The organism is Pirellula sp. SH-Sr6A, from assembly GCF_001610875.1.
Taxonomy (GTDB): Bacteria; Planctomycetota; Planctomycetia; order Pirellulales; family Pirellulaceae; genus JBKCUI01.
Window position 1 is genome coordinate 1,136,920 of sequence record NZ_CP011272.1, and the last position, 21,197, is coordinate 1,158,116.

Here is a 21,197-nt window from a genome sequence, read left to right on the forward strand (position 1 = left end):
TCTAATTCCAATGGACTCTGGACAACAAAAACCAGCGTTTTTGCGAATGAATCATGGTATCCCAGGCATCGCTCAGATGCAATCAATCGCTCGGAAGGGGAGAAATGAATCAAGCCCGAAGGAGGTGCACTTGTTAGTTCTTTTTCAAGAGATGCTTCTCGAGAACCCTCGTCAACTCATACGCTTCGATCGGCTTGCGAAGATAGTCATCCATCCCAGCATCCAAACACTTCTCGCGATCGCCTTTAACTGCGTTCGCAGTAAGTGCTACGATCGGAAGTCTTCCGGAAAGCTCTCCTGCCTGTTCCCGGCGACGAATCTCCCTGGTTGCCGAAAATCCATCCATCTCAGGCATTTGGCAGTCCATCAATACGAGGTCATATCGTCGCTTCTCGATCGCCAACAATGCCTCGTCTCCGCTCTCCACCACGTCGCATGTGAAACCAGACAGCCTCAAAAGCTCCTTCACATACAACTGATTAATCTTATTGTCCTCCGCCACCAGAATATGAAGCGAATGCTCATTCTCGCGCGCATCGACGGGTACGATCTCGTCCGGCAAGCTCGCCTTGGCCCTTCGATCAAAGCCTTCTCGAGTAGCTGTGGAGACCAGTCGGTTTTCATCGACGATGTCAAACGGTATCTGTACCCAGAAAGTGGAGCCTACACCTAAACGGCTCGACACACCGATTTGCCCACCCATCAATTCGGTAAGACGCTGAGAAATGGAGAGCCCCAGTCCCGTTCCGCCATACCTGCGGGTTGTCGACTGGTCGGCCTGGGTGAACGGTGAAAAAATATGGGCGATTCGATTGTCCGAGATGCCAATCCCCGTGTCGGTCACCGACAGCCTTATCGTCATACTAGCCGATTGCATTTGCGTACATTCGGCTTCCACTGTGATACTCCCGTGGCTCGTGAACTTGAACGCATTTCCGATCAGATTGAGGAGCACCTGCCGAAAACGTGTCTCGTCGCATCGTACCGCATGGCGTAACTCGGGCGCGAGCTTGCACGCCAACTCGATGCCCTTCCTCTTGGCTTCGATCGAAAAGACGCCCATCGTGTCGCGAATAAGCTGGTCTAAATGACATGGATTCCAATCCAGTTCGATTTTTCCAGCTTCGATTTTTGAAATATCGAGGATGTCATTGATAAGGCTCAATAGCGTTTGACCACTGCTTGTGCTGGCATCTACATATTCCCGCTGTTGCGGAGTGAGCTGGGTTGTCTGCAGCAGTTCATTCATCCCCAGAATTCCATTGAGCGGTGTCCGAAGCTCATGACTCATGGTTGCCAGGAATTCACTTTTGGCTTGACTGGTTCGCTCCGCTTCCTCCTTCGCTTGCTGCATCATTTCGGCGCGACGAATACTCGTGACGTTCTCATGCGCGACGACCACTCTGACTGCCCCTGGACCGCTAAATCTGGATAGTCGGCACACGAACCATCTCTGTTCCGTGGGGGAGTGGCACTCGTATTCCAATGAGAATTCCGTCCTCAACCCAGCAATGATTTCTCGGATCGCGCGGTTGATCGTATTCGCTGCTTCCGGGGGATTCGATTTACTGGCTTGGCAAGTCCAGAGATAATTCGTCCCAACCCCAACTTTTGCAGGATCGCCACCATTTTGCTCTGCGAATTCTCTCCACGATTTGTTGGTTGCTAGGATCACCCCATTTTCATCGAGTATGACAACCTGCGAAGAAAGGGCATCGAGCGCCGAGCGTGCGAAACGCTCGCTCTCACGCAATGCCGCTTCAGCCCCTCGCCGTTCCGTGATATCGATAACCGATCCCACGTAGCCTACAAAATTGTTCTCATGATCGAATTGCGGCGTGCCTGTATCCAAACACCACGCGTACGATCCACCTGCGATGCGAAGACGATATTCCAGCCGAAACGGTTTGTGGAGTTCACAGGCTTCCCTGTACACTTCCTCGGACGCACGTCGATCCTCTGGATGGACCGATTCGATCCAACCGTAACCGAGTGCCGTATCCTCCATCTGACCGGTGAGAAGGAACCATTGCCGGTTCACATACGTACGAGCGAGAAATTTATCGCTAACCCATATAATGACAGGCGCAGCATCCGCCATCGTTCGGAATCGGGCTTCACTGGCTCGTAATGCTTCGTCGGCTTTCACCTGGTCGGTTACATCCCTAGCGGTACCCGATATGCGAACAGGAATCCCACTTTTCTCGGTATAGACTCGACCTGTTTCGTGAATGAACCGAATACCGTCTGGCAGAATAATTCGATACATGTGATCGAAAGGTTCTGACTTTCCTATAGCTTTCAGGATCGTATCCCGCACTCGATCTCGATCCTCCGGATGAAGGCACTTCAAATAGGAGGAGAAGGTGTTTTGAAAAGTTGCTGGATCCACCCCAAACATTTCGTGCAGCAAGTCCGACCACTCAAGTCGTCCGGTTTTCAAATCTCGAGTCCAGTACCCCAGACGGGCAATACGCACCGCCTCGGTGAGCCGAGCTTCGCTTTGACGAAGCGAGTCCGAGGTCCTCTTCCGCTCTACCGAATAACGAAGGGCGCGATCGAGGATCTCTGCATCCATCTGATTCTTAACGAGATATTCCTGAGCGCCATGCGAAACAGCTTCCAATGCAAGCCGTTCGTCCGCCTTCGCCGAAAGAACCACCACAGGTATAGAAGGGGCTTCCTGTTGAAGCCGCTGAAGCGTCTCAAGCCCCTGTGAATCGGGCAATCCAAGGTCCAAAAGGATGACATCAATGGGCCTCTCCGCAATCACCGCGAGCGCACGCCCTAACCGTTCGACGTGAGTCAAATGGAATCGATCCAAATCGATCGCTTCTCGCGTCAGCAAAGCGTCTGTTGGGCTATCTTCAACTAGAAGTAATTTCATCATCGAAATCGGCTCTGCTCAGAACTTTCCTTCCCATGCCCCGATCACCCCAATACGAACACAGACTACTTCCCAAGCTCAGGTATTAAGGCGACGGTAAACCAAAAAGTTTGAATGGAACGAATTACGTCCACGAAGGCTAAAAAGTCGACCGGCTTGACCACATAACAATTAGCATGAAGTTCGTAGGCTCGGGAAACATCCGCTCGACGCTGAGATGTCGTCAATACTACCACAGGAATCGAGCAGAGGCCCGAATCACCCTTGATTTCAGATAGCACTTCATGGCCACCCTTGCGGGGCAAATTAAGATCCAAAAGAATCAAATCGGGAGTAGGGGAGGTGTTGTATACCCCTTGCTTCCTCAAAAACGCCATGGCTTCGACACCATCCATTGCTAAATGAAGCCGGTTCTGAATGGAGGTCATGCCAAATGCCTCGCGCGTTAATAACGCATCGCTTGGACTATCTTCGACGAGAAGAATTTCTACCGCTCGCCTATCGTCTTCAAATGACATAATGTCCTCCCTCCGAGTCCGGTAACGTAAAGCAAAAAACGGATCCCGTCCCAGGTGATGACTCAATCCATATACGGCCGCCATGCCGATCCACAATCTTCTTGCAGACGGCCAGGCCTATCCCTGTCCCCGGATACTCCAACCGCGTGTGCAATCGTTGGAACAGGACAAAGACCCTCGAAAAATATTCTGGATCGATCCCTATACCGTTGTCGGCCACCGATACCTGCCATTCGGCGATAAGCTTCGATGCCTTAATACGAATATGAGGCTGTTTGCCCCCAGAAAATTTAATGGCATTCCCAATCAAGTTCTGGAATAACAATGACATTTGACTTTCGTCCGCCACCACGGTTGGAAGTGAATCGAGTTGTACGATCGCATGGGTTTCCTCGATCGATAGACGAAGGTTTTCCAATGCAGTTTGAACCGCATTCGCAAGCGGAATGCGTTGCGGGTGGCTCGTACGCTTATCCACACCCGAATACGCCAACAAATCTCGGATCAACAACTGCATTCTGCCAACACCGTCCACAGTATGTGTCATGAGCTCGCGAGCTCGCTCGTCGAGTTTGTTTCCATAGAGTTTATGAAGCAATTGAGTGCAACCTGCGACGGCTCGCAAAGGCTCTTGAAGATCGTGGGAGGCCACATATGCAAATTGCTGCAAATCGTCATTGCTCCTAGCTAAATCTTCTTGGATAAGCTTTAAGCTGGTCAAGTCAGTCATACCCCCAATCGCGCGGATCGCCTTTCCTGAGACGTCTCGGAGAAGAAGCCCGCGAGTTCTCACAAAAGAGTAGCTTCCATTTTTGCAACGATATCGAAATTCGGACGTCCAATGTTCACTCCCACTGGTTATCGACTCAAAGAGGCTCGACACGACCGCCTCCCGATCTTCTGGGTGAACCCAGTCGGTCAGAGACTCGATGGAAGACGACACTTCTGATCGCAAATGACCGAAAAGATTCTCGTAGCCATCGTTCCACCAAAGCTCGTTCGTGGCGATGTTCCAATCCCAGATTGCGTCATTCGTAGCGCGAGCTAGCAACTGAAATCGCTCTGCACTCTCTCGCACGGCTTCCTCGGCACGCTTTCGGTCCGTGCAATCCTGGAAATAAACCGCTAATCCCTCTGGCGTTGGATATGCTTTGACGGAGAACCAAGCTTGTAAGGGGGCATAGAACTCTTCAAACTCGACCGCCACCCTGGCCTGAACTGCCCGCCGAAACTTCGTTTCAAAACTGGAGCCAATCATGGAGGGGAACTCCGACCATACATTCGCACCCAACAATGATCCTCGGGTCTTCTGCAATAGATTCTCCGCCTCATTGTTCAAAAAAGTAAAACACCAACGGATATCCAGTGTGTAGAAGGCATCACTGATACTCTCCAATGTCTCCGCCAACCTGGCTTGAAGCTGTCGTTCTCGCTCCCTTGCACGCTTGGATTCGGTTACATCTTGATGTGCGCCTTGCACACGGATAACCCTTCCATCATCGCTCCTGACTGATTCGCCAATCGACCGTACCCATCGTCGATTCCCTTTCGCGGTCAGAATTTCTAACTCCAAATCAAACGGGGTTCCGTCCCTTGCACATCGCTCGAATGCTGAAAGGGCGACCTCTCGCGATTCCCATTTGTAAAATGCAATGGCCTCTCCCAAGTCTGGGGGCGATCCCCCGGCATACTCGAAGATCCCAAAAACCTCCTCCGACCAAGTTAACTTTCTTTCGGGAATCTCGACGGACCAAGCTCCCACATGGCTGACTCGCGATGCCATCCTCAAATAGTCTCGACTTTGCGTTAACTCTTGCTCCGCAGCCTTTTGACGCGTTATGTCCTCTGCCACTCCAATAAGATGGGTGCTGGTACCGTCCCCATGGCGCAACACCGAAACACCCACTCGCACCCAAACGATGGCGCCACTCTTGTGGAAGTACCTTTTTTCCAAGACGAAATGAGAAAACTTCTTGTTTAGCAAGTCGGATAAAAGTTGATGATTGTGAACCCTGTCATCGGGGTGTGTCAGAGAGACAAAATCGATTTGCATGAGCTCCTGTTCCGTGAAGCCAAGCATTCGACAATAGGCACTATTACAACGCACAAACTTTCCCGTTGTCGTCGTGACAGCGATGCCTACGGTGACATTCTCAAAAACGGCGCGAAGCTGTTCTTCGTTTGCACGCACCGCCTCCTCCGCAATCCTGCGTGCTCGCCGATTGCCGGCATCACGCACTTCGCGCTCGATCGCAGCCGGTAGACGCACCAAGTTCGATTTGATTACGTAGTCAGCAGCGCCGGCCCGCATCATTTCTACGGCAAAACCCTCGTCGATCGTTCCTGAAACTACGATCACAGGAAGGTCCGGATTCTTTTCCTGAACCAATCGCAGGGCAGAGGGAGCGTCAAATCCGGGCAGAGAATGGTCGATCAATACGACATCCCAAGGCTCTAATTCGAGAACATTCGACATTGCTAGTGCGGATTCCACTCGCAAACTCGACAGCTCCAACCGAGCGCGGCGGAGCTCTAGAAGGAGCAATTCCGTATCGTCTGCCGAATCCTCCACAATGAGCACGCGGAGCTGTTTTGTCATTTCAATACCCCAATGGCGGAGCTTCATTCAAAATCAGCCAGTAAACTTGAAGCTGACGAATTGCTTCGATAAACCCATCAAAATCGACGGGCTTCCGAACGTAACTGTTCGCTCCCAGGTTGTACCCCCTCACGACATCTTCGTCTTCTCTGGATGAAGTCAAAATGACGATGGGCAATCGCTGGGTGCGCGTGTCGGATCGGATCCGTTTCAATACCTCATGTCCATCGATCTTGGGCAATTTCAGATCGAGCAAGACGACTTGGGGCAATATCTTCGGCTCGCTCACACCATCTCCCAACAGATAGAGGAGCGCCTCTTCACCATCCCGAACAACGATCACTTCGTTTGCTAACTTGCTTTTTCGAAATGCGAGGAGCGCGAGCTCTTCATCATCGGGATTGTCTTCTACCAACAAAATGACTTTACTACTCACGGCTCCCCCCTCCTAAAGTAAACGAAAACATGGCCCACTTCCCAAGCTCGCTTTGAGCCTTTACCGTCCCTCCATGACGATGAACGACTCTCTGAACGATCGCCAATCCAACCCCCGTTCCCGGGAATTCCGCTTCGTGATGGAGCCTTTGGAAAGCACCAAATAGTTTTCCTGCATACTTTGGATCGAATCCAACACCATCGTCTCGTACAAAGTACTCCACACCCTTACCTTCGTCGCTCCGTCCGACAGTGATCGTGGCGTGGCTCTTCTTCGACGTGAACTTCCATGCGTTGTCCATCAGATTGCAAATCGCAATGCGCAATAGTCGTTCATCCCCTTCCACAATCAACTCGGACTGAATCGACATTTGGACGTTCCGCTCCGGATCTTGCCTCCTCAAGTCGTCGGCCACCTCGCAAGCGATCGAGCTCAAATCGACTAGTTCCAAGTTCATGTCAGCTCGGCCAAGTCGCGATAAATGCAGGAGATCATCAATGAGGTTTGCCATCCGTTGGCTATTAGCGCGAATGCGCTTTAAGTAATGGCGTGCTGTGTCATCCAAACGCTCCAAATACGCATCGTGTAATTCCCTCGAAAATCCGTCGATAGCTCTCAGGGGCGCTCGCAAATCATGTGATACCGAGTAACAAAATGCCTCCAGCTCCTGGTTCGCAACGACCAGCTGCGCGGTCCTCTCGCGTACCTTGTTCTCCAATTCGATGTTAAGCTGGTGGACTGCTTCGCGAGCCATTCGTTCGGCGGTCGCATCTTCCATTGCGAGTAGCACCATCGACGCGGGGTCGTCGTCCGCATAAATGCGTCGAGCATTGAGAACCAACTCCCGGCGTCCCACCCCAAGAAAATCGCGAGAGACTTCAAAGCCTTCGAAGGCTTCGCCAGTAGTCACGACCCGCAACAACATCTCTAGCAGCTCCGGAACCGCAAGTCCACCTTCCCGAAGCTCCATAAAAGAAGATCCCACAGCATCGCCTAATGCGATACCAAACGTTCCTTCAAATGCAGAATTAGCCGCTCGAACCACCAAATGAGAATCGAGAACGACGAGCGGATGGCGGACCGTTTCGACGACGCTCTGCGCGAACGATCGAAGGGGTTGCCTTGGAATCGTCATGCCATTCCCTCATTGAAAATCGAAAATCCTTTCCTGACAGCATCCACGCATCAGTGCGTCAGGATACCACAACTCCCTACCGACATGCGTCTTGGGGATATCATCCCTTCGTCGTCGACAGTGACGTAAATGGGAGTCGCCCTCCAAGGCCACTTCAAACCAGACACTCCGAATAATCGGCCCCCTCGTCGTCTCAAGCGTCAATTTTTCTCGCAGTCGATCCCTTTGCATCCATTCGAATAACCTACATTCCAACGGCCGGAATTCGATCCTTTCGTGTTTTACTCAAGGTACAAAACCGACATGCTGCACAACGCCATGCCATCCACAACCAGTCATCCCGTCTTCCATGACTCAGAGGATCGAACGGCCATCAATCTCGATATTTTGTCGAAGCATTGTCAAGGAAACATGGCATTCTCCCTCGCGCTGATGCAGGAACTGGAAAACTCGGCGGAAAACCATCTCGAGACTATTCGAAGCCACGCGGAATTCCAAAATCTAAGCGGAGTCGGTGAAGCAGCACACTCCTTGAAAGGAGCAGCAGCCATCCTCGGCGCCGAACACTTGGCAGAACTCGCAGAACGTATTGAAAGCGGATCGGCAGAAGGCAACCGCGATCGCATCAAGATCTTGATCCAAGAACTTGACGTAGAGCTATCACGATGTTTGGAACAAATCCTCCAGATTCGGACAAACGGACAAGTGTCGCCATCTGGTCCCCAATAAAGGAAACCTGGTTCCCGAAGTTTTCTCCTTCAGTCGCTGGCTGAAGCCGTTGTCAATGCCGTAGTCAATGCCCTTTTCTCTGTCGAGTAAGCAATTGTGGAAGACGCACCGCTCCGAGCCCTTATCGTCGATGACGAACCTGTAGCGCGCAGGGCCGTGACAATGGCTCTCACAAACGAAGGCTTCCTATGCGAAACCGCCATTGACGGGAACGAGGCGATCTACAAGGTCCGCGATCAAAATTTTGATTTGGTCGTTACCGATCTCCTGATGCCAAATAAACACGGGCACGCGCTCGCGGTGGATATTCTCTCGGAGTCAACCCATCGTCCCTTGATCGTTATTCACTCCAATGTGGATGAGCCGCGATTGACCAAAGATCTCATTCTTCGCGGTGTTGACGATATTATTTATAAGCCTACGAACTACTTTGCTTTTGCAGCAAAAATGAAAGGACTGGTTTGTCGACGCAAACGAATGGTTGATGAAGGCAGCTCACCGAACTCCACGAACTCTAACGAGTTTTCCGCGGGAGCATTAGTGCATGGCGCACCTGTAGCCAATTCCGCCGCTATTAGCTTGGACGAGTTCGACAAACGCCTGGGGGAGATATCGCATATTCTCCCTGTATCCAATTCAGCTCTGGAACTGTTGAAATGCGTTCGCGCGACCCAATGCGATCTTCGTTTGGTAAATCAGATCGTATCCAATGATGCCGTGCTAACCGCAGAACTTCTTCGATTAGCAAACAGCCATGCGTACAACCGAACGGGACGTCAATTCCGGGAATTGAACGAGGCCATCGCTCACGTTGGAACCAAACGACTTGGTGACATTGCCGTCGCCGTTTGCACGTTGGAAAGCATGACCGATCTTGTCTTGCCATGGCTCGATAAGGATTTAGCCAGAAGACGTAGCCTTGCCACAAACTTGGCTATCGAAGCAATCTTTCGAAATAAAACGGATACTCCGCATTATGACGCCGTTTCTTTTTGCGCGCTCATGCACCACTTGCGACACTTTGTTGTTGCGACCGCCTATGCCCCCTTGTACGAGAGTTTGGTCGCGAAGTGTCAGACGACATCGCGATCTCTCAATAGCTTGGAAAGCGAAACTTTCCCGCGACAACCAGCCGTCGCGACGGCCATTGTTCTTTCACATTGGGGGGTCCCAAATGAATTGCTGTTACCTCTGCAATACGCAGACCTCACATTCCGATCGATAGCGACGCTGCCCCGAACGATCAAATCCAGTGTCCTGCTTATGAAATCGGTCGTCTTCTTCGCAGAAATGGCTCTTGGCAATTGGATGCCTTGGGAACTCATCGACTTCCCCTCGTCACAACTTCTTCGAGAAATTAACATCCACAATCCTCAAGCGATTATTGAGGAGATTCGAGGTCGGCTGGAATCCATCAGGGAGGCTTCGTGCGATGCAATCGCTGATGCAACGGCAGCCATCCAAAAGCCCAACAGCTCGATTCCGTATTACTGCTGGGAAAAACAGGATTTTGATTTCCTTTCTGAAATCATTTCCCTGATAGGCGTGGACGTTCATCATGTCGAAGATGTGAAACAAGCGAGAAACGGCAAGATTCTGGTCAATTGCCTCCATTCCTCGACCTCGCCCCCCATTGCAGAATGGTCCTTAAATGCCAAAGAGGGTTGGTGCATGATGTGCGACCAGCGACCGACGGATGATTGGCTCCCGGTCGGAACGACAATTCCACTTCCCTCGAGCTTTCGCGCTCTTGAGCAAGCCATGGAACGCGTGCTCTCGATCTGATTCGTGAATGTGGACTCGCTCTCCTTAAAGCCCGTCTCGTCCATCTTAGACACCGTTTCACCATGTGGAATTTGAACGCCACAATGGCTCGGGCAGGCGAATTGCAATCAGCGCGGCGTGGGTATACCATTTTAGTCTGAGTTGATCTCGCCCCTCCCACCCTCGGCTCCCTTCCTTTCGCGAAGTCAAGTGACTTCACCAGGCTCGGTGAAACTCGATGACGGTTCGAATCCCTCCCTCCCTTGCGCCCCGCTGGATGGTTAGTGCGTTCGCTTTATTGGTATTCGACTGCAGCCCGTCGTGGCTCTATGCGGATGATCCCCTCTGTCCGGTCACCCGAAGCAAGGCACATGTCGAGCGATTCTTCGATGAGGAAGTCTGGCCAAAAGTTCTTGAAGCAGAGTGTTTGCAATGCCACCGGTCCGGTGGAGACGCCGAACGGACCCGATTCATTCTTCGCGATCTCCGTCTTGCATCTGCAAAGGAAAGCAGCGAATGGCTCTCCCTCAATCGCCAAACGTTGGAGCGAGCTGCCCTCTGGAAGGCAGGCGATCGGTCGCTGCTCCTCGCAAAGGTCGTTGGCGAACTGGATCATGGGGGGGAACGCGTGCTGCAGCCAGAATCCACTGGCTACCGACTCCTCGAACAGTTCGTCCGTCACGTGAACCTACCAAGCTCCGATGCGCCCATGCTACCCGAAGGTGCATTCGAACAACGTCCCTTCTACGACGGAGTTGCAATGCTAGATGATCGCCGCTTGCTACGCCGAGCGATTTTGTCGCTCGCCGGCAGGTTTCCAACCAACGAAGAATTAAAGATCGTCGACGAGCATGGTATCGATGCCTTGCCACCAATCCTGGATGCGGTCATGCGCGAAGAGTCCTTCTACAAGCGAATAGCGGAGGCATTCAACGACATCTTTTTAACCGAGGGAATCGAGGGGAACGCGGACTCCACTGTCCTCTCTTACGAGCACTTCGAAAAGACCCGTCTTTGGTATCAGAAACACGATCTGAGCCATATTACTGATGCCAAAGAACGTGAGCAAGTAGGTTACAAACTAGCCAATGAGTACCGCTCGGCTTTGCTCGGCGAACCCATGAAGCTCATCGAGTATATCCTTCGAAGCAATCGTCCATTCACCGAGATTGTGACTGCCGATTACATCATGGTCTCGCCCTACTCCTCTCGAGGTTACGGCATCTTGGAAGAAGTGAAGGACCGATTCGCTAATCCCGACGACCCCTTCGAATACATCCCGGTCAAGCTTCGGGCCCTGGTTGGACGTAATAAATCGGAGAATCAAGAATCCGCGTCTGGCAACTATCCGCATTCTGGGATCTTGAGCACATTCCAATATCTCAGCCGATACCCAACCACGGAAACAAATCGAAACCGCCTTCGGGCCAGGATGTTCTACCTGCACTTCCTGGGAGTGGACGTGCTGGAGCTTGCCGCGCGAGGATCCGATGCGGCAACCGCGACTGCGCAATTCAAAATTCCTACCATGCAAGCACCTGAGTGTGTAGTCTGCCACAAGACTCTCGATCCCGTAGCTGGTCTGTTTCAGGACTACTGGAGATTTGATGCTAACTTTGCCATCTACGGTCGCCGCAAGGAAGGTTGGTTCAGCGACATGTTCGAGGCGGGATTTGAAGGAGAAAATCTTCCGGATCAAGAGCGGTGGCGAGCCCTTGCATGGCTAGGAGAGCGAACGGTAAAGGACCCGAGATTTGCCATCGCCATGACCGAGCATGCCTACTATGTATTGACAGGCCGCCGCTTACTCCAGCCACCCAAAGATATCGACGACCCACAGTTTGCTCACCGTCGACGCGCCTATCAAGAACAGCGCAAAGAGGTCCAGACAATCGCAGCGCGTTTCACGGAAACAGGATTCCAATTCAGACAGCTTCTGACCGACTGGATATTATCGGAAACCTATCGCGCTGATGGTCTTGCGACAGTCGAACGCTCGCCAGGTAGACTCGCTGAATTAGACGATTTGGGTGTGGTGCGGCTCTTGTCCCCCGAGCAGTTAGAGCGAAAGATTGAGGCTGTATTCGGTCACCCTTGGGGACGTTTGAATGAGCAAACTGCAATGCTCTATGGTGGCATCGATTCCAAGGAAGTCACGGAAAGAGCGACCGACCCGAGCGGTGCAATGGGAGCCATCCAAAGAACCCTTGCCAACGATGTAGCGTGTCGCAATGTCGCGTTGGATTTCAGTCGTTCACCAGAAGATCGAATACTCTTTCCTAACATCGAGCCTGATCTCGTCCCGGGTTCCTCTCCGGAAACGGACCTTCGCATTCGTGAGGCAATCGTCCACTTGCATGATCGTATTTTAGGCCGCCTCGAAGAAGAGAACTCCGCCGATGTTTCACGTACCTATGCGCTGTTTCTCGGTGTGATAGAAGATGCTCGAACCCAAGGCTCGTCGGAACCGCAGGAAATATGGAGCTGTCGCCAAGGTCTAGAGAAACCGGTCCCCGATCCCCATTACACGGTGCGTGCGTGGCGCGCCGTCGTTACCTACTTGCTGCGACGGCAAGAATTCCTATATGAGTGATGTTGGTTAATATGCGTCGTGAGTTTCTCAAGTGGTGTGCCATGGCAGGACTGGGTCTTGCTACACCGATGCATTTCCCGTATCCGGTCCAAGCGGAACCGCGGGAGGAGCTTCCTGCACATGAAGGTCCTTACTACATCGTTTTCAACGCATCCGGCGGATGGGACACGACCTGTTTGATGGACCCAAAAGGAGTTGATGGAATCAACCGGTTATACACTCGTGGGGATATCCTGACGCATGGCGAACACCGCTTTGCACCTTCAGCAAAACACCAAAAGGGAGGACTTAGCAACGAGGATTTCTACTCCGCGTTTGGAAACGAATTGCTGGCGTTCAATGGATTGGATTATTCGGTCAATAACCACTCCCCCTGCTCGCGCTATATGGCGACGGGTAAGCTAGACAGTTTAGCCTATCCTACCTTTGCTGCTCTGGTAGCGGCCTGCCAAGGCCCTGGCTGCCCGCTCTCCTTCCTAACCTTTGGCAATTATTCGGCAACAGGCAATTTGGTCGCAATGTCCCGAGTGCCCTACCTTCCATCCTTGCAGCGCATTGCCAACGCAGATGCGATAGATGGCAACATCCGTTCACCGTACCACTCGGAATTCGCGCTCGATCGAATTGAGCAAGCGTTATCAGAACAACACAGTACCCGAATGTCTGAGCCGACCCTTCCGCGCCAGACGCGCGCTGAAAACATGCTCTACTCAGCCCAGGTCAATTCGAAAGCTCTTGCTCGCGTTACGCCTCACATTCCCAAAGAAGTCCCAAAGCAGAGACTGGCTCAGCAAGCCGAAATTGCCCTAGCTTCCTTCAAAGCGGGTGTGTGCGTTTCAGCGAATCTATCCATTGGACAGTTCGATAGTCATGCAAACAATGATGAAGATCAAATGAAACTAATCCCCGAATTTCTAGAAGGGATTGCCTACGTTCTGCGTCGCGCGGAGGAATTGCAGATTAGGGAAAAGTTGGTGGTCATAGCCCAAAGCGAAATGGGGAGAACGCCCACGTACAATCAAGGCAACGGAAAGGATCACTGGTCCATCGGGTCCATCCTGTTCATAGGACCAGGCATAACGGGCAACCGGGTTGTCGGTGCAACAGACGACGGCCAATTCGCGGTACCTTTGGATCCGAAGAGATTGGCTGTGGACCAGGAAAAGGGAATTAGGATACGTCCCGAGCATATCCATGAATCCCTACGACAATACGCTGGCATCAACTCCCATCCCCATTGCGAACAATTTCCCTTGGGCGTGAAGCCGGAAGAACAACTACAAGGCTTATGGGGGTAAAGAATGTCGAATAACTGGATGGACATTCACACGAAACGAATGCGTTCGCGAGTTGTGGGCTCCGCAGGCGGACTTGCCTTTATGGCGGGAGTAATCTTGGCAGGTAAAGTCATGATAATGATGGGAATGTTCGTACCGGGCAAGACGCCGAACAGCGAGATTCTGGACTACTGGATCGGATTTTTAGTGGGTGGTTGTCTCGCTGGATTCCCTGCTGCGTTTGGTGCAAGAATGCTTTTCGATCGACTTCATTCGGAATGAAGTACCGACGTTCCCAAACGGTTCCATCAGCGAGACAAACGATCGTTGTTTCGCCCAAGGACCCGTGCGTCAGCCGAACCAACAGGACTAAGCGGTGGCATGCATATTTGCATTTGAAGGGACGTCCGTTCGATTCATTTTCCCAAAGAACTTGGCTTGATGACCGTTCGGACCATCCTGGTTCAAGCATGAAGCATGATTGAGTGCAATCATGCCGGAATGAACAATTTCTTTAACTTGGATTGAAATGGATGATACGCGTTACTTCGGTGATTCTTGTCGGACTACTCATGTTCGCTTCCCCGGTCTTTTCTCAACAACCTCTCGCATCATCTCGCATGACGGTGGATGTCTTCTTATTGGGAGGTCAATCCAACATGCAAGGGGTCGGGAAGGTAAAAGAGCTTCCTGCGGATGTTCCCAAAGAAATCCCGTTCACTTTCTTTTGGAACAATGGCAGATTCGAGCCGCTCATCCTTGGGAAAACGAAGACATCTGCGAGGATTACCGATTTTGGTCCAGGGGTAGGATTTGCGTTGACGATGGCGACAGCGAATCGCCCGGTCTACTTGGTGAAATACTACGCGAGCGGAATGCCGTTGCATCAAGGCTGGGATGGAAATCGCTGGGTTGGAGAAGAACCCGCACCGGGGCGCCGTACTTTCTACCCAGGTGAAAACGACGAAGACCCGAATACTGGCACGCTTTACATCGAAATGCGAGCGATGTTCCATAAGGCTATAAGCCATTTGGTACAGGAGGGGCTGGCTCCCAATGTACGAGGTTTCCTATGGATGCAGGGCGAGCAAGATTCAAAGCACAGAACATCTGCCACCGAATACGCTTCCAGCTTGAAGCGATTGAGAAAACGACTTGCGGAAGACTTGGCCGTGAGCCAGGACTTGCCTCTTGTGTTCGGCCAAGTCCTCCCGCACGAACCACCACTGGATCGGTTTACACATCGCCGTGAAATTCGAGCTTCCATGTCTGCGTGTGCAAGTGACTCCGGCGAGCCAGAATCGATGAAGAATACAGCCATGGTGCCCACCGATGGATTCTCACTCGAAGCAGATACCGTCCACTATGACGCGCAAGGCCAGTTGAGGCTTGGAACTGAATTTGCTCAAGCAATGCGTGGCATCCTCTCAGACCTGCGCGTCGACTAAAACCAATGCAAGTTACCCTCTCCGACTCGCAGGTTGATTAAAACCAATGCAAGGTATCCTCGTAGACTCACGCGTTGTTCAAAAGCGATACGATGTATCCTCTCAAGCTCGTGCGTTGAATACCGTACTCGCGCCCCGGAATGACAAAAGGTGGGTGCTTCCTATCGGGAACGAATGCGTCTTTGCGCCTTCGCGAGAAACCTCCCCCCCCCTGTTGGATGAGCAAAAATTGTGGGTGTCTCCTATTCAACTCCCCCCTCACAAGGTGGGTACCTCTTATTGAGGTGTTGCGTCTTGGCGCCTTGGCGAGAAACCTCCCTCCCCCCCATTAGGTGGGTGCCTTCAATTTACCCCCTCTCGTTAGGTGGGTGCCCCGAATGGCACTGTAATCGATTTGCGTAAGTCGTTTCATTCAAATCGGTTATCGCCTTTATAGAGTCGCTTTTGGAGTTGTTTTCTGGGTTCGGTCATCAGCGCGTATTGGTCGCGGCGTCGCTTTACAACTCGCGGTTCAATCCGCCCCGGACGGTTGCCAACCTTACAGTTCGCAATCCGCTCGAGGAGAAATCTGGCGTAACGCTCAAGTTGCTTGCCGCGAAGATGAGCCGTCACCTCCTGCCAACTCGCTAGGATGTACTGGCTAGCACAGACGAAGCTGATCTCTCGCGGCCGCTTTCCAGAGAGCGAAGCGGCAGAGCAAATCGTTGTTCGAATCAAGTTGTAGGCAAGAAGCGTCGTCCATAACTCTCGCCTGACCATCTCGGGCGATAAGCATCTCACAAAGTTTAAATTCATAAACGTCTTGATAGAACGGATGTCAAGTTCTGCATTCCAACGAAAGCTAAACAGATCGGATATCTCCTCAGGGCAACCGCATCTTAAATGATTGCTGCGAGGCGGTTTAGGAGATAGTTTTCGTCCCAAGCCGCGCGTTTGCGTTTTTTGCGCGTGCTCTCCTTGGATGTGTCCAAGCTGAGAATATTAATTGCAAAGCGTCGAAGTAGGGCAAAGTTATCAGGGCCATGACCCTTTCGTATCCGGCTTTGATCTTCGTTGAATGTCATATCCAGCACCCAATGGAGCGAGTTCTCGATGCCCCAATGGCTTCGGACCGCACTCGCAAATCGTTTCACGCCTACTTCAAGGCTGCTCAGATAATAGCGAGTCTCAATCGTTTCCTTGCCGTTGCGAAGCGTGATGCTGTGCACTTGTCCAATTGACTTAGCGCCATCCCATGACTCTGTAAACTCCCGCAGGCAGTCAGGAATTGGGGCGTGATAGTAGTACCGTTTCTCGGTGCGACCGTGTGCTTTGTCATAAGTCTCGTGGTGCCTAACTTTGTGTTCGGCTAATCCCTGCTCATGCACGTTATCGAAGTATTCGCCCATAGCCTTCGCCAACTTAGGATGGTTGTCCTTGATTGCCAAAACGTAGTCACCTCCGTCATCAGAAATCTGCTTGGCGATTTCTTTCTGGCTTCCCATCGCATCTGTCGTGATGATGGCACCACGAAGCTCGAGTTTCTTCAGTAACTCGGGGATTGCCGTGATCTCGTTGGATTTCTCATCGACAGACTCGCAGCCGAGAACAAGCCGATTTGCAACACTCCATGCAGCAACACTGTGCAACATGTTTTTGAACGACTTCTTGTCGTGCGATCGTCGAAGGGATTTTCCATCGATCGCGATAACATTGAGTCCGTCGCTACCAAAGTCCAAGCTTTCTACCCATGCTAAAAAGGCCTCTTGAAAGGCATCCGGCTTGATCATCCGAAAAACACGGCTGATGGTGTCGTGGGACGGCACACCGTTCTTGAGTTTGATGAATTTGCGAAGCCACGACAATCGGATCTTTCCGAACAACTCGATATCTTCCCATCCATCGGCTCCACAAAGGACAGCCAGGACCGAGAGTACAAGAATATCCTTAAGGTCATGAGCCTTTGTTCGCTCAATGCGTGGATCTTCAACAAGCGACATACACTCGACGAGATTGGTTTTTGCTGCCATTCCATGGACTCCACGAAGAAGATCGGATCAACTTCTGAAATCTATTGCTGCTAGCATTTGCTTAGACAACCCCCAAACGAATAATCAAAGTTTGTACTGATGATGCGTTTGCCCTGGATATCTCCTCATAGCTAACACCCTGGTCACCCTTGTGCTCTAGCAATGTTGTCACAATGATAAACGGGCCTGATTTACGGCCCGGAGCTTCGACCGTATATCGCAACTCCCGTAGTTCGATCACGAGCGGTAAGGATTGGTACATCTCGTGGCTCATCCAGGCCGGACGAGCGGGACGATACCACTGAATCAAGTGATCTTGTTTACCCAATCGCTTTCCAGTTCGAAAATCTGTGTGTCCCTTCTTCCTGCGAAAACAAACATGAACGTTCAATTTCATGAACATCGCGATCAACCAGTAGTTACAAAAGAAGCGGTCAGCAATCACGATATCTCCCGCTGAAAAACCTTTGAGCAACCGACGCAGAAGACTGGTTTCGCCCGTTTCTTTTCCGCTGAAGGGACCGACCGTTGCATCAAGCAAACAACCTGTGGCCAACGACATCACAGCCAAGACACGAGCAATAGGAAAACCAATCCCTGGCTTTTGGGCAGTATGCTGCGGATACTCTTTCTGGTTCTTTCGCGTATCGGGCATTTTGAAAGTAAATCCATCAATAAGCTTGGCATGCATAGACTTCCAGAGCCATTTGGACTCCACCTTGGCTTCCGCTTCAGAGGCAACACCAAGGCATAGTTCTTTCAAAGCGTCCTCGGGAAGCTTTGCTCTTGCGCGACAGTAGTTCCCCGTATCGGCCCCGGGTGCTGACTTCCCGTGAAGAGTAAAGAATGCCGTAATACGAGCGACGGCGGACTGGCAAGCGGCTTCTTTCCCATCACGCATAATTTGCGACATGAACGCCCACAAGACAATTGCGGTGGAATAGATCCCATTCATCGTGCAACCGTGCTTGCGAAAAACATTTCTGATGTGCTGCTCGCAAAGAATCGATGCAAACGGCAGTCCGGGTTGCAGCAGGAAAGCCTTGATGGAATCTCCAAAGCTGAAATTGGCTTGAGATCGCCTTGGTGGTATAGAGACCAAAACAAAACCCTCCTTGGTTTATGTTTAGGCAACTTAACCAAGGAGAGACGATCAAAATCATAGCCAAGAAAATGGGTTCATAGCCAGAACAATCTTCAAGGCGAGCGAGATTCTAAAGAAAATTCCCGCTCTGTCGCTAGGGGGAACTGCGCGATCATTGGAGATTACAGTGCCATTCGTGGGTGCCTCTCATTTACCCCTCTCCAAAAAGTTCACCTATTTGGTTGCATCCCTTCCTTCAATCCCATAAGGTGATGGGATCTACACCCCGAACTTCTTGGAGAAATCCACCATGTCCAGCACGCTCCGCTGTGAGCAGTTCGTCAGCGACGAAATCTGCCTTGTTCATTGCTACCATCGCTGTGTCCGTCGTGCCTTTCTTACTGGCTTCGATCAGCTCACCCAGAAAGACTACACCCACCGCAGAGAATGGATTCGCCAGCGCCTTGAATCCCTGGCCTCTGTCTTCGGTATCGACGTTCTCCAATATGCCGTCCTATCCAATCACCTCCATGTCATCCTCCGCAATCGCCCCGATGTCGTGAAGACTTGGTCCGACGTAGAAGTCGCCACCCGCTGGCTAAGACTCTTTCCAGGCACCCGAATCCTCGATGTCTTGGCAGAGCCCAACGAGGAGGATGTCCGAAGCGCTGTAGCCAATCCCGAGAAGATCCAAGAGTATCGCAGCCGACTCTCCGATATCTCTTGGTTCATGCGTTCTCTCGCAGAAGTCATCGCCAGGCGAGCCAATGCAGAAGATGAATGCAGTGGCTGCTTCTGGGATGGCCGATTCAAAGCGAAGCGGCTTCTCGATGAAGCGGGTTTGCTGGCCTGCGCCATGTATGTGGATCTCAATGTCTTGCGCGCGAACCTGGCCGCAACAATCGAACTCTCGATGCACACGTCGGTGTTTGATCGAATCGAGGCTGCCAAGGGAGCGATGATCGAATCCTCGGCTCTGGATCGTATTCCCTTGTCCCGGGAGGAATCGATCGCGAGGAGGACCAAGATGACGCTCGAGGAGCAGAAGAAGGCTCGTAAGCCGACTGGCCCCCGTCCACTGGTCCCCCGAGACGCCTGGTTGGCCCCTCTGACGCTCGACCCCGAAGTGGACGCGTTTGATCCGCAGGCCAGCACCAATGGTCTGCGCGCCAGCAACCGAGGGTTCTTGACGATGAACCTGGAGGACTATGTGAAGTTGTTGCAATGGACTGCTAAGCAGAAGGATCATCCGCCAGGGAGCGTGTGTCGGGTTCCTGAATCCTTAGAGCCCTTGTTTACCGGCTTGGGAGTGGAACCGAGCATGTGGTGCGACTTGGTGTGGAACTACACGAAGTACTTTGGGACAAGCCGTTGTAGTGGGAATCCCAAGGCGATGATCGCCGACGCGGAGCGGACCCACAAACGCTGGAGTCGCGGCCAGCGCCAAGCTGCCGCTTGCTTCGCCTAGCGGGCAGCGCTTCGCGACAACTGGCGACCGGCAAGTAGCAAGTGGCTCCGCTAGCTCCGGTTCCCCACCTTGGAGCCTGAGCCAGAACGTCCGCTCTCCAGTCTCCCTCTCTCCCATCTCCCTCTCTTCGCCCTCCTGCATTCTCGGGTCCGGCTCGCCGCTGCGCCCATCCGAGCCCAATCCCTCTAAATTCCAGCCCCCCAGGCCACTTCCGCCCCCAACTCCACCCCAAACCCTGTCCCCCCTCCGTCCCCGTCCCCTCCAAAAGATGGGTGCCTGCTTTCGGGAACGTTTCGTTGCGTCTTGGCGCCTTTGCGAGAAACCTCCTCCCCCCCATTAGGTGGGTGCCTTCTATTGGATTAGGTGGGTGCCTACTTTCGGGAATGTGCCGCAATGGGTGGGTGCCTGGGATTTAATGGGTGGGTGCCTGGGATTTAGCGGTCTTGAGGTTGTGATTTGGACTCTTGCGAACAGACCTGTTCAAGCCATGTTCGGAAGAGCATCTCGGAGTCAAACTTTTCTTCCAAGTCCCTTCCGAAACGTTCGACGTATTCCAAAGCGAGGATTAGCGGGATGGTGTACTGCGATTTCCCCAAACACATGCTCGATAACTTCAGAAGGGAGCTAGCGGCCTTGATCTGCATCGGCAACACAGAAACAGGGCGTTCGAGCGGCGCTTCGCAGTGTACCGGGTCGGAAGTGACGAGATATTGTCTGCAAACGAAGGGACGCTGGGCGTAGACACTGCACGCGTCGTCGACAAGAAATGGACATTCCAGTCGAAGTTGGAAGTAACGATCTGTCACTCGACGGACTTCCTCCCGGCTCATGGATGAGCGATCTTGGAAGTAGATGTCTACCAATTCCGCATCCTCTAAAGCTTGCACTCTTTGCTTGAATCGGTCGCGTATCGCGTCCCTCTCCGATGGTTCCCGTTCGGCAACCCATTTCGCTAGAGCGAATGCTTCTGGAGGAGTCACTGGCACCGGTTGCGATTTGCAGCAGGCGGCGCAACCTTGGCGACAAGAGACGTCCCTCCCTTCTGAAGCGGCCTGCCGCGAGGCCACGACAATTTCCTCATCGACCACCTCACGGCAAAGGGGAAGGACTTCGTCCAATCGCGAGAGCGGAGGGGGCGAGGGCACGTCCATTTCGATCCGATTTCCAAGGATGCGCATCGATAGCTGAACCCTTGAAGACGACGAGTCTGACATCGTTTTGCTTACTTTCCAGGACAGCAGGTTCGGTCC

Annotated in this window: 16 protein-coding genes; 7 read left to right on the forward strand and 9 right to left on the reverse strand. The window is 52.3% G+C overall.

Going from position 1 to position 21,197, the window contains the following annotated elements; translation table 11 throughout:
* Positions 1–133: 133 nt before the first annotated feature.
* From VN12_RS04365 to VN12_RS04385, 5 genes are all read right to left on the reverse strand, one after another.
* On the reverse strand, positions 134–2,890 hold the full coding sequence (locus VN12_RS04365; protein ID WP_146675678.1) for a response regulator: 2,757 nt from the start codon (positions 2,888–2,890) through the stop codon (positions 134–136).
* A gap of 62 nt (positions 2,891–2,952) precedes the next feature.
* The gene (locus VN12_RS04370; RefSeq protein ID WP_146675679.1) at positions 2,953–3,405 is read right to left on the reverse strand and encodes a response regulator; all 453 of its coding nucleotides are present in this window, start codon (positions 3,403–3,405) and stop codon (positions 2,953–2,955) included.
* Positions 3,395–6,004, reverse strand: a complete 2,610-nt coding sequence (locus tag VN12_RS04375) for a PAS domain S-box protein (protein ID WP_168164214.1) — start codon at positions 6,002–6,004, stop codon at positions 3,395–3,397. Before VN12_RS04375 ends, VN12_RS04370 begins: the two co-directional genes overlap by 11 nt.
* Position 6,005: 1 nt before the next feature.
* Positions 6,006–6,440, reverse strand: a complete 435-nt coding sequence (locus tag VN12_RS04380; RefSeq protein WP_146675681.1) for a response regulator — start codon at positions 6,438–6,440, stop codon at positions 6,006–6,008.
* Positions 6,433–7,575, reverse strand: coding sequence for a sensor histidine kinase (locus VN12_RS04385; RefSeq protein ID WP_168164215.1), 1,143 nt, complete (start codon positions 7,573–7,575; stop codon positions 6,433–6,435). Before VN12_RS04385 ends, VN12_RS04380 begins: the two co-directional genes overlap by 8 nt.
* A 318-nt stretch (positions 7,576–7,893) precedes the next feature.
* Here VN12_RS04385 and VN12_RS04390 point away from each other — a divergent pair, with 318 nt between their 5' ends.
* The 6 genes from VN12_RS04390 (at position 7,894) to VN12_RS04415 (ending at position 15,386) form a co-directional block, all read left to right on the forward strand.
* Complete coding sequence (locus VN12_RS04390; protein WP_168164216.1) at positions 7,894–8,304, forward strand: Hpt domain-containing protein; 411 nt, start codon at positions 7,894–7,896, stop codon at positions 8,302–8,304.
* A gap of 96 nt (positions 8,305–8,400) precedes the next feature.
* Positions 8,401–10,089, forward strand: coding sequence for an HDOD domain-containing protein (locus VN12_RS04395; protein WP_168164217.1), 1,689 nt, complete (start codon positions 8,401–8,403; stop codon positions 10,087–10,089).
* A gap of 217 nt (positions 10,090–10,306) precedes the next feature.
* Complete coding sequence (locus VN12_RS04400; protein ID WP_205855185.1) at positions 10,307–12,661, forward strand: hypothetical protein; 2,355 nt, start codon at positions 10,307–10,309, stop codon at positions 12,659–12,661.
* A 41-nt stretch (positions 12,662–12,702) separates the two neighbouring features.
* Entirely contained in the window at positions 12,703–13,959 is a 1,257-nt protein-coding gene (locus VN12_RS04405) for a DUF1501 domain-containing protein (protein ID WP_205855186.1), read from the forward strand.
* 3 nt (positions 13,960–13,962) lie between these two features.
* A complete protein-coding gene (locus tag VN12_RS04410; RefSeq protein WP_146675684.1) occupies positions 13,963–14,220 on the forward strand; it encodes a hypothetical protein in 258 nt (85 codons plus the stop codon).
* 251 nt (positions 14,221–14,471) lie between these two features.
* Positions 14,472–15,386, forward strand: a complete 915-nt coding sequence (locus tag VN12_RS04415) for a sialate O-acetylesterase (RefSeq protein WP_146675685.1) — start codon at positions 14,472–14,474, stop codon at positions 15,384–15,386.
* Between the two features lie 408 nt (positions 15,387–15,794).
* Here VN12_RS04415 and VN12_RS04420 read toward each other — a convergent pair whose 3' ends face one another.
* The 3 genes from VN12_RS04420 to VN12_RS04430 form a co-directional block, all read right to left on the reverse strand.
* Positions 15,795–16,310, reverse strand: coding sequence for a hypothetical protein (locus tag VN12_RS04420; protein WP_409994269.1), 516 nt, complete (start codon positions 16,308–16,310; stop codon positions 15,795–15,797).
* Positions 16,265–17,395: an ISAs1 family transposase gene (locus VN12_RS04425; protein WP_146675687.1), complete on the reverse strand. Its 1,131-nt coding sequence runs from the start codon at positions 17,393–17,395 to the stop codon at positions 16,265–16,267. The genes VN12_RS04420 and VN12_RS04425 overlap by 46 nt, the downstream gene beginning before the upstream one ends.
* Positions 17,396–17,456: 61 nt before the next feature.
* On the reverse strand, positions 17,457–18,350 hold the full coding sequence (locus VN12_RS04430) for a transposase (RefSeq protein ID WP_146675688.1): 894 nt from the start codon (positions 18,348–18,350) through the stop codon (positions 17,457–17,459).
* A gap of 439 nt (positions 18,351–18,789) precedes the next feature.
* Between VN12_RS04430 and VN12_RS04435 the strand changes: the two genes are divergently transcribed.
* Positions 18,790–19,947 carry a hypothetical protein gene (locus VN12_RS04435; protein ID WP_146675689.1) on the forward strand — a complete coding sequence of 386 codons (1,158 nt, stop codon included), beginning with the start codon at positions 18,790–18,792 and terminating at the stop codon, positions 19,945–19,947.
* 434 nt (positions 19,948–20,381) lie between these two features.
* On the opposite strand, the gene VN12_RS04440 is transcribed toward VN12_RS04435, so the two are convergent.
* Positions 20,382–21,098 (reverse strand): YkgJ family cysteine cluster protein, encoded by a 717-nt coding sequence (locus VN12_RS04440; protein WP_205855187.1) that lies wholly within the window; start codon positions 21,096–21,098, stop codon positions 20,382–20,384.
* Between the last annotated feature and the right edge of the window lie 99 nt (positions 21,099–21,197).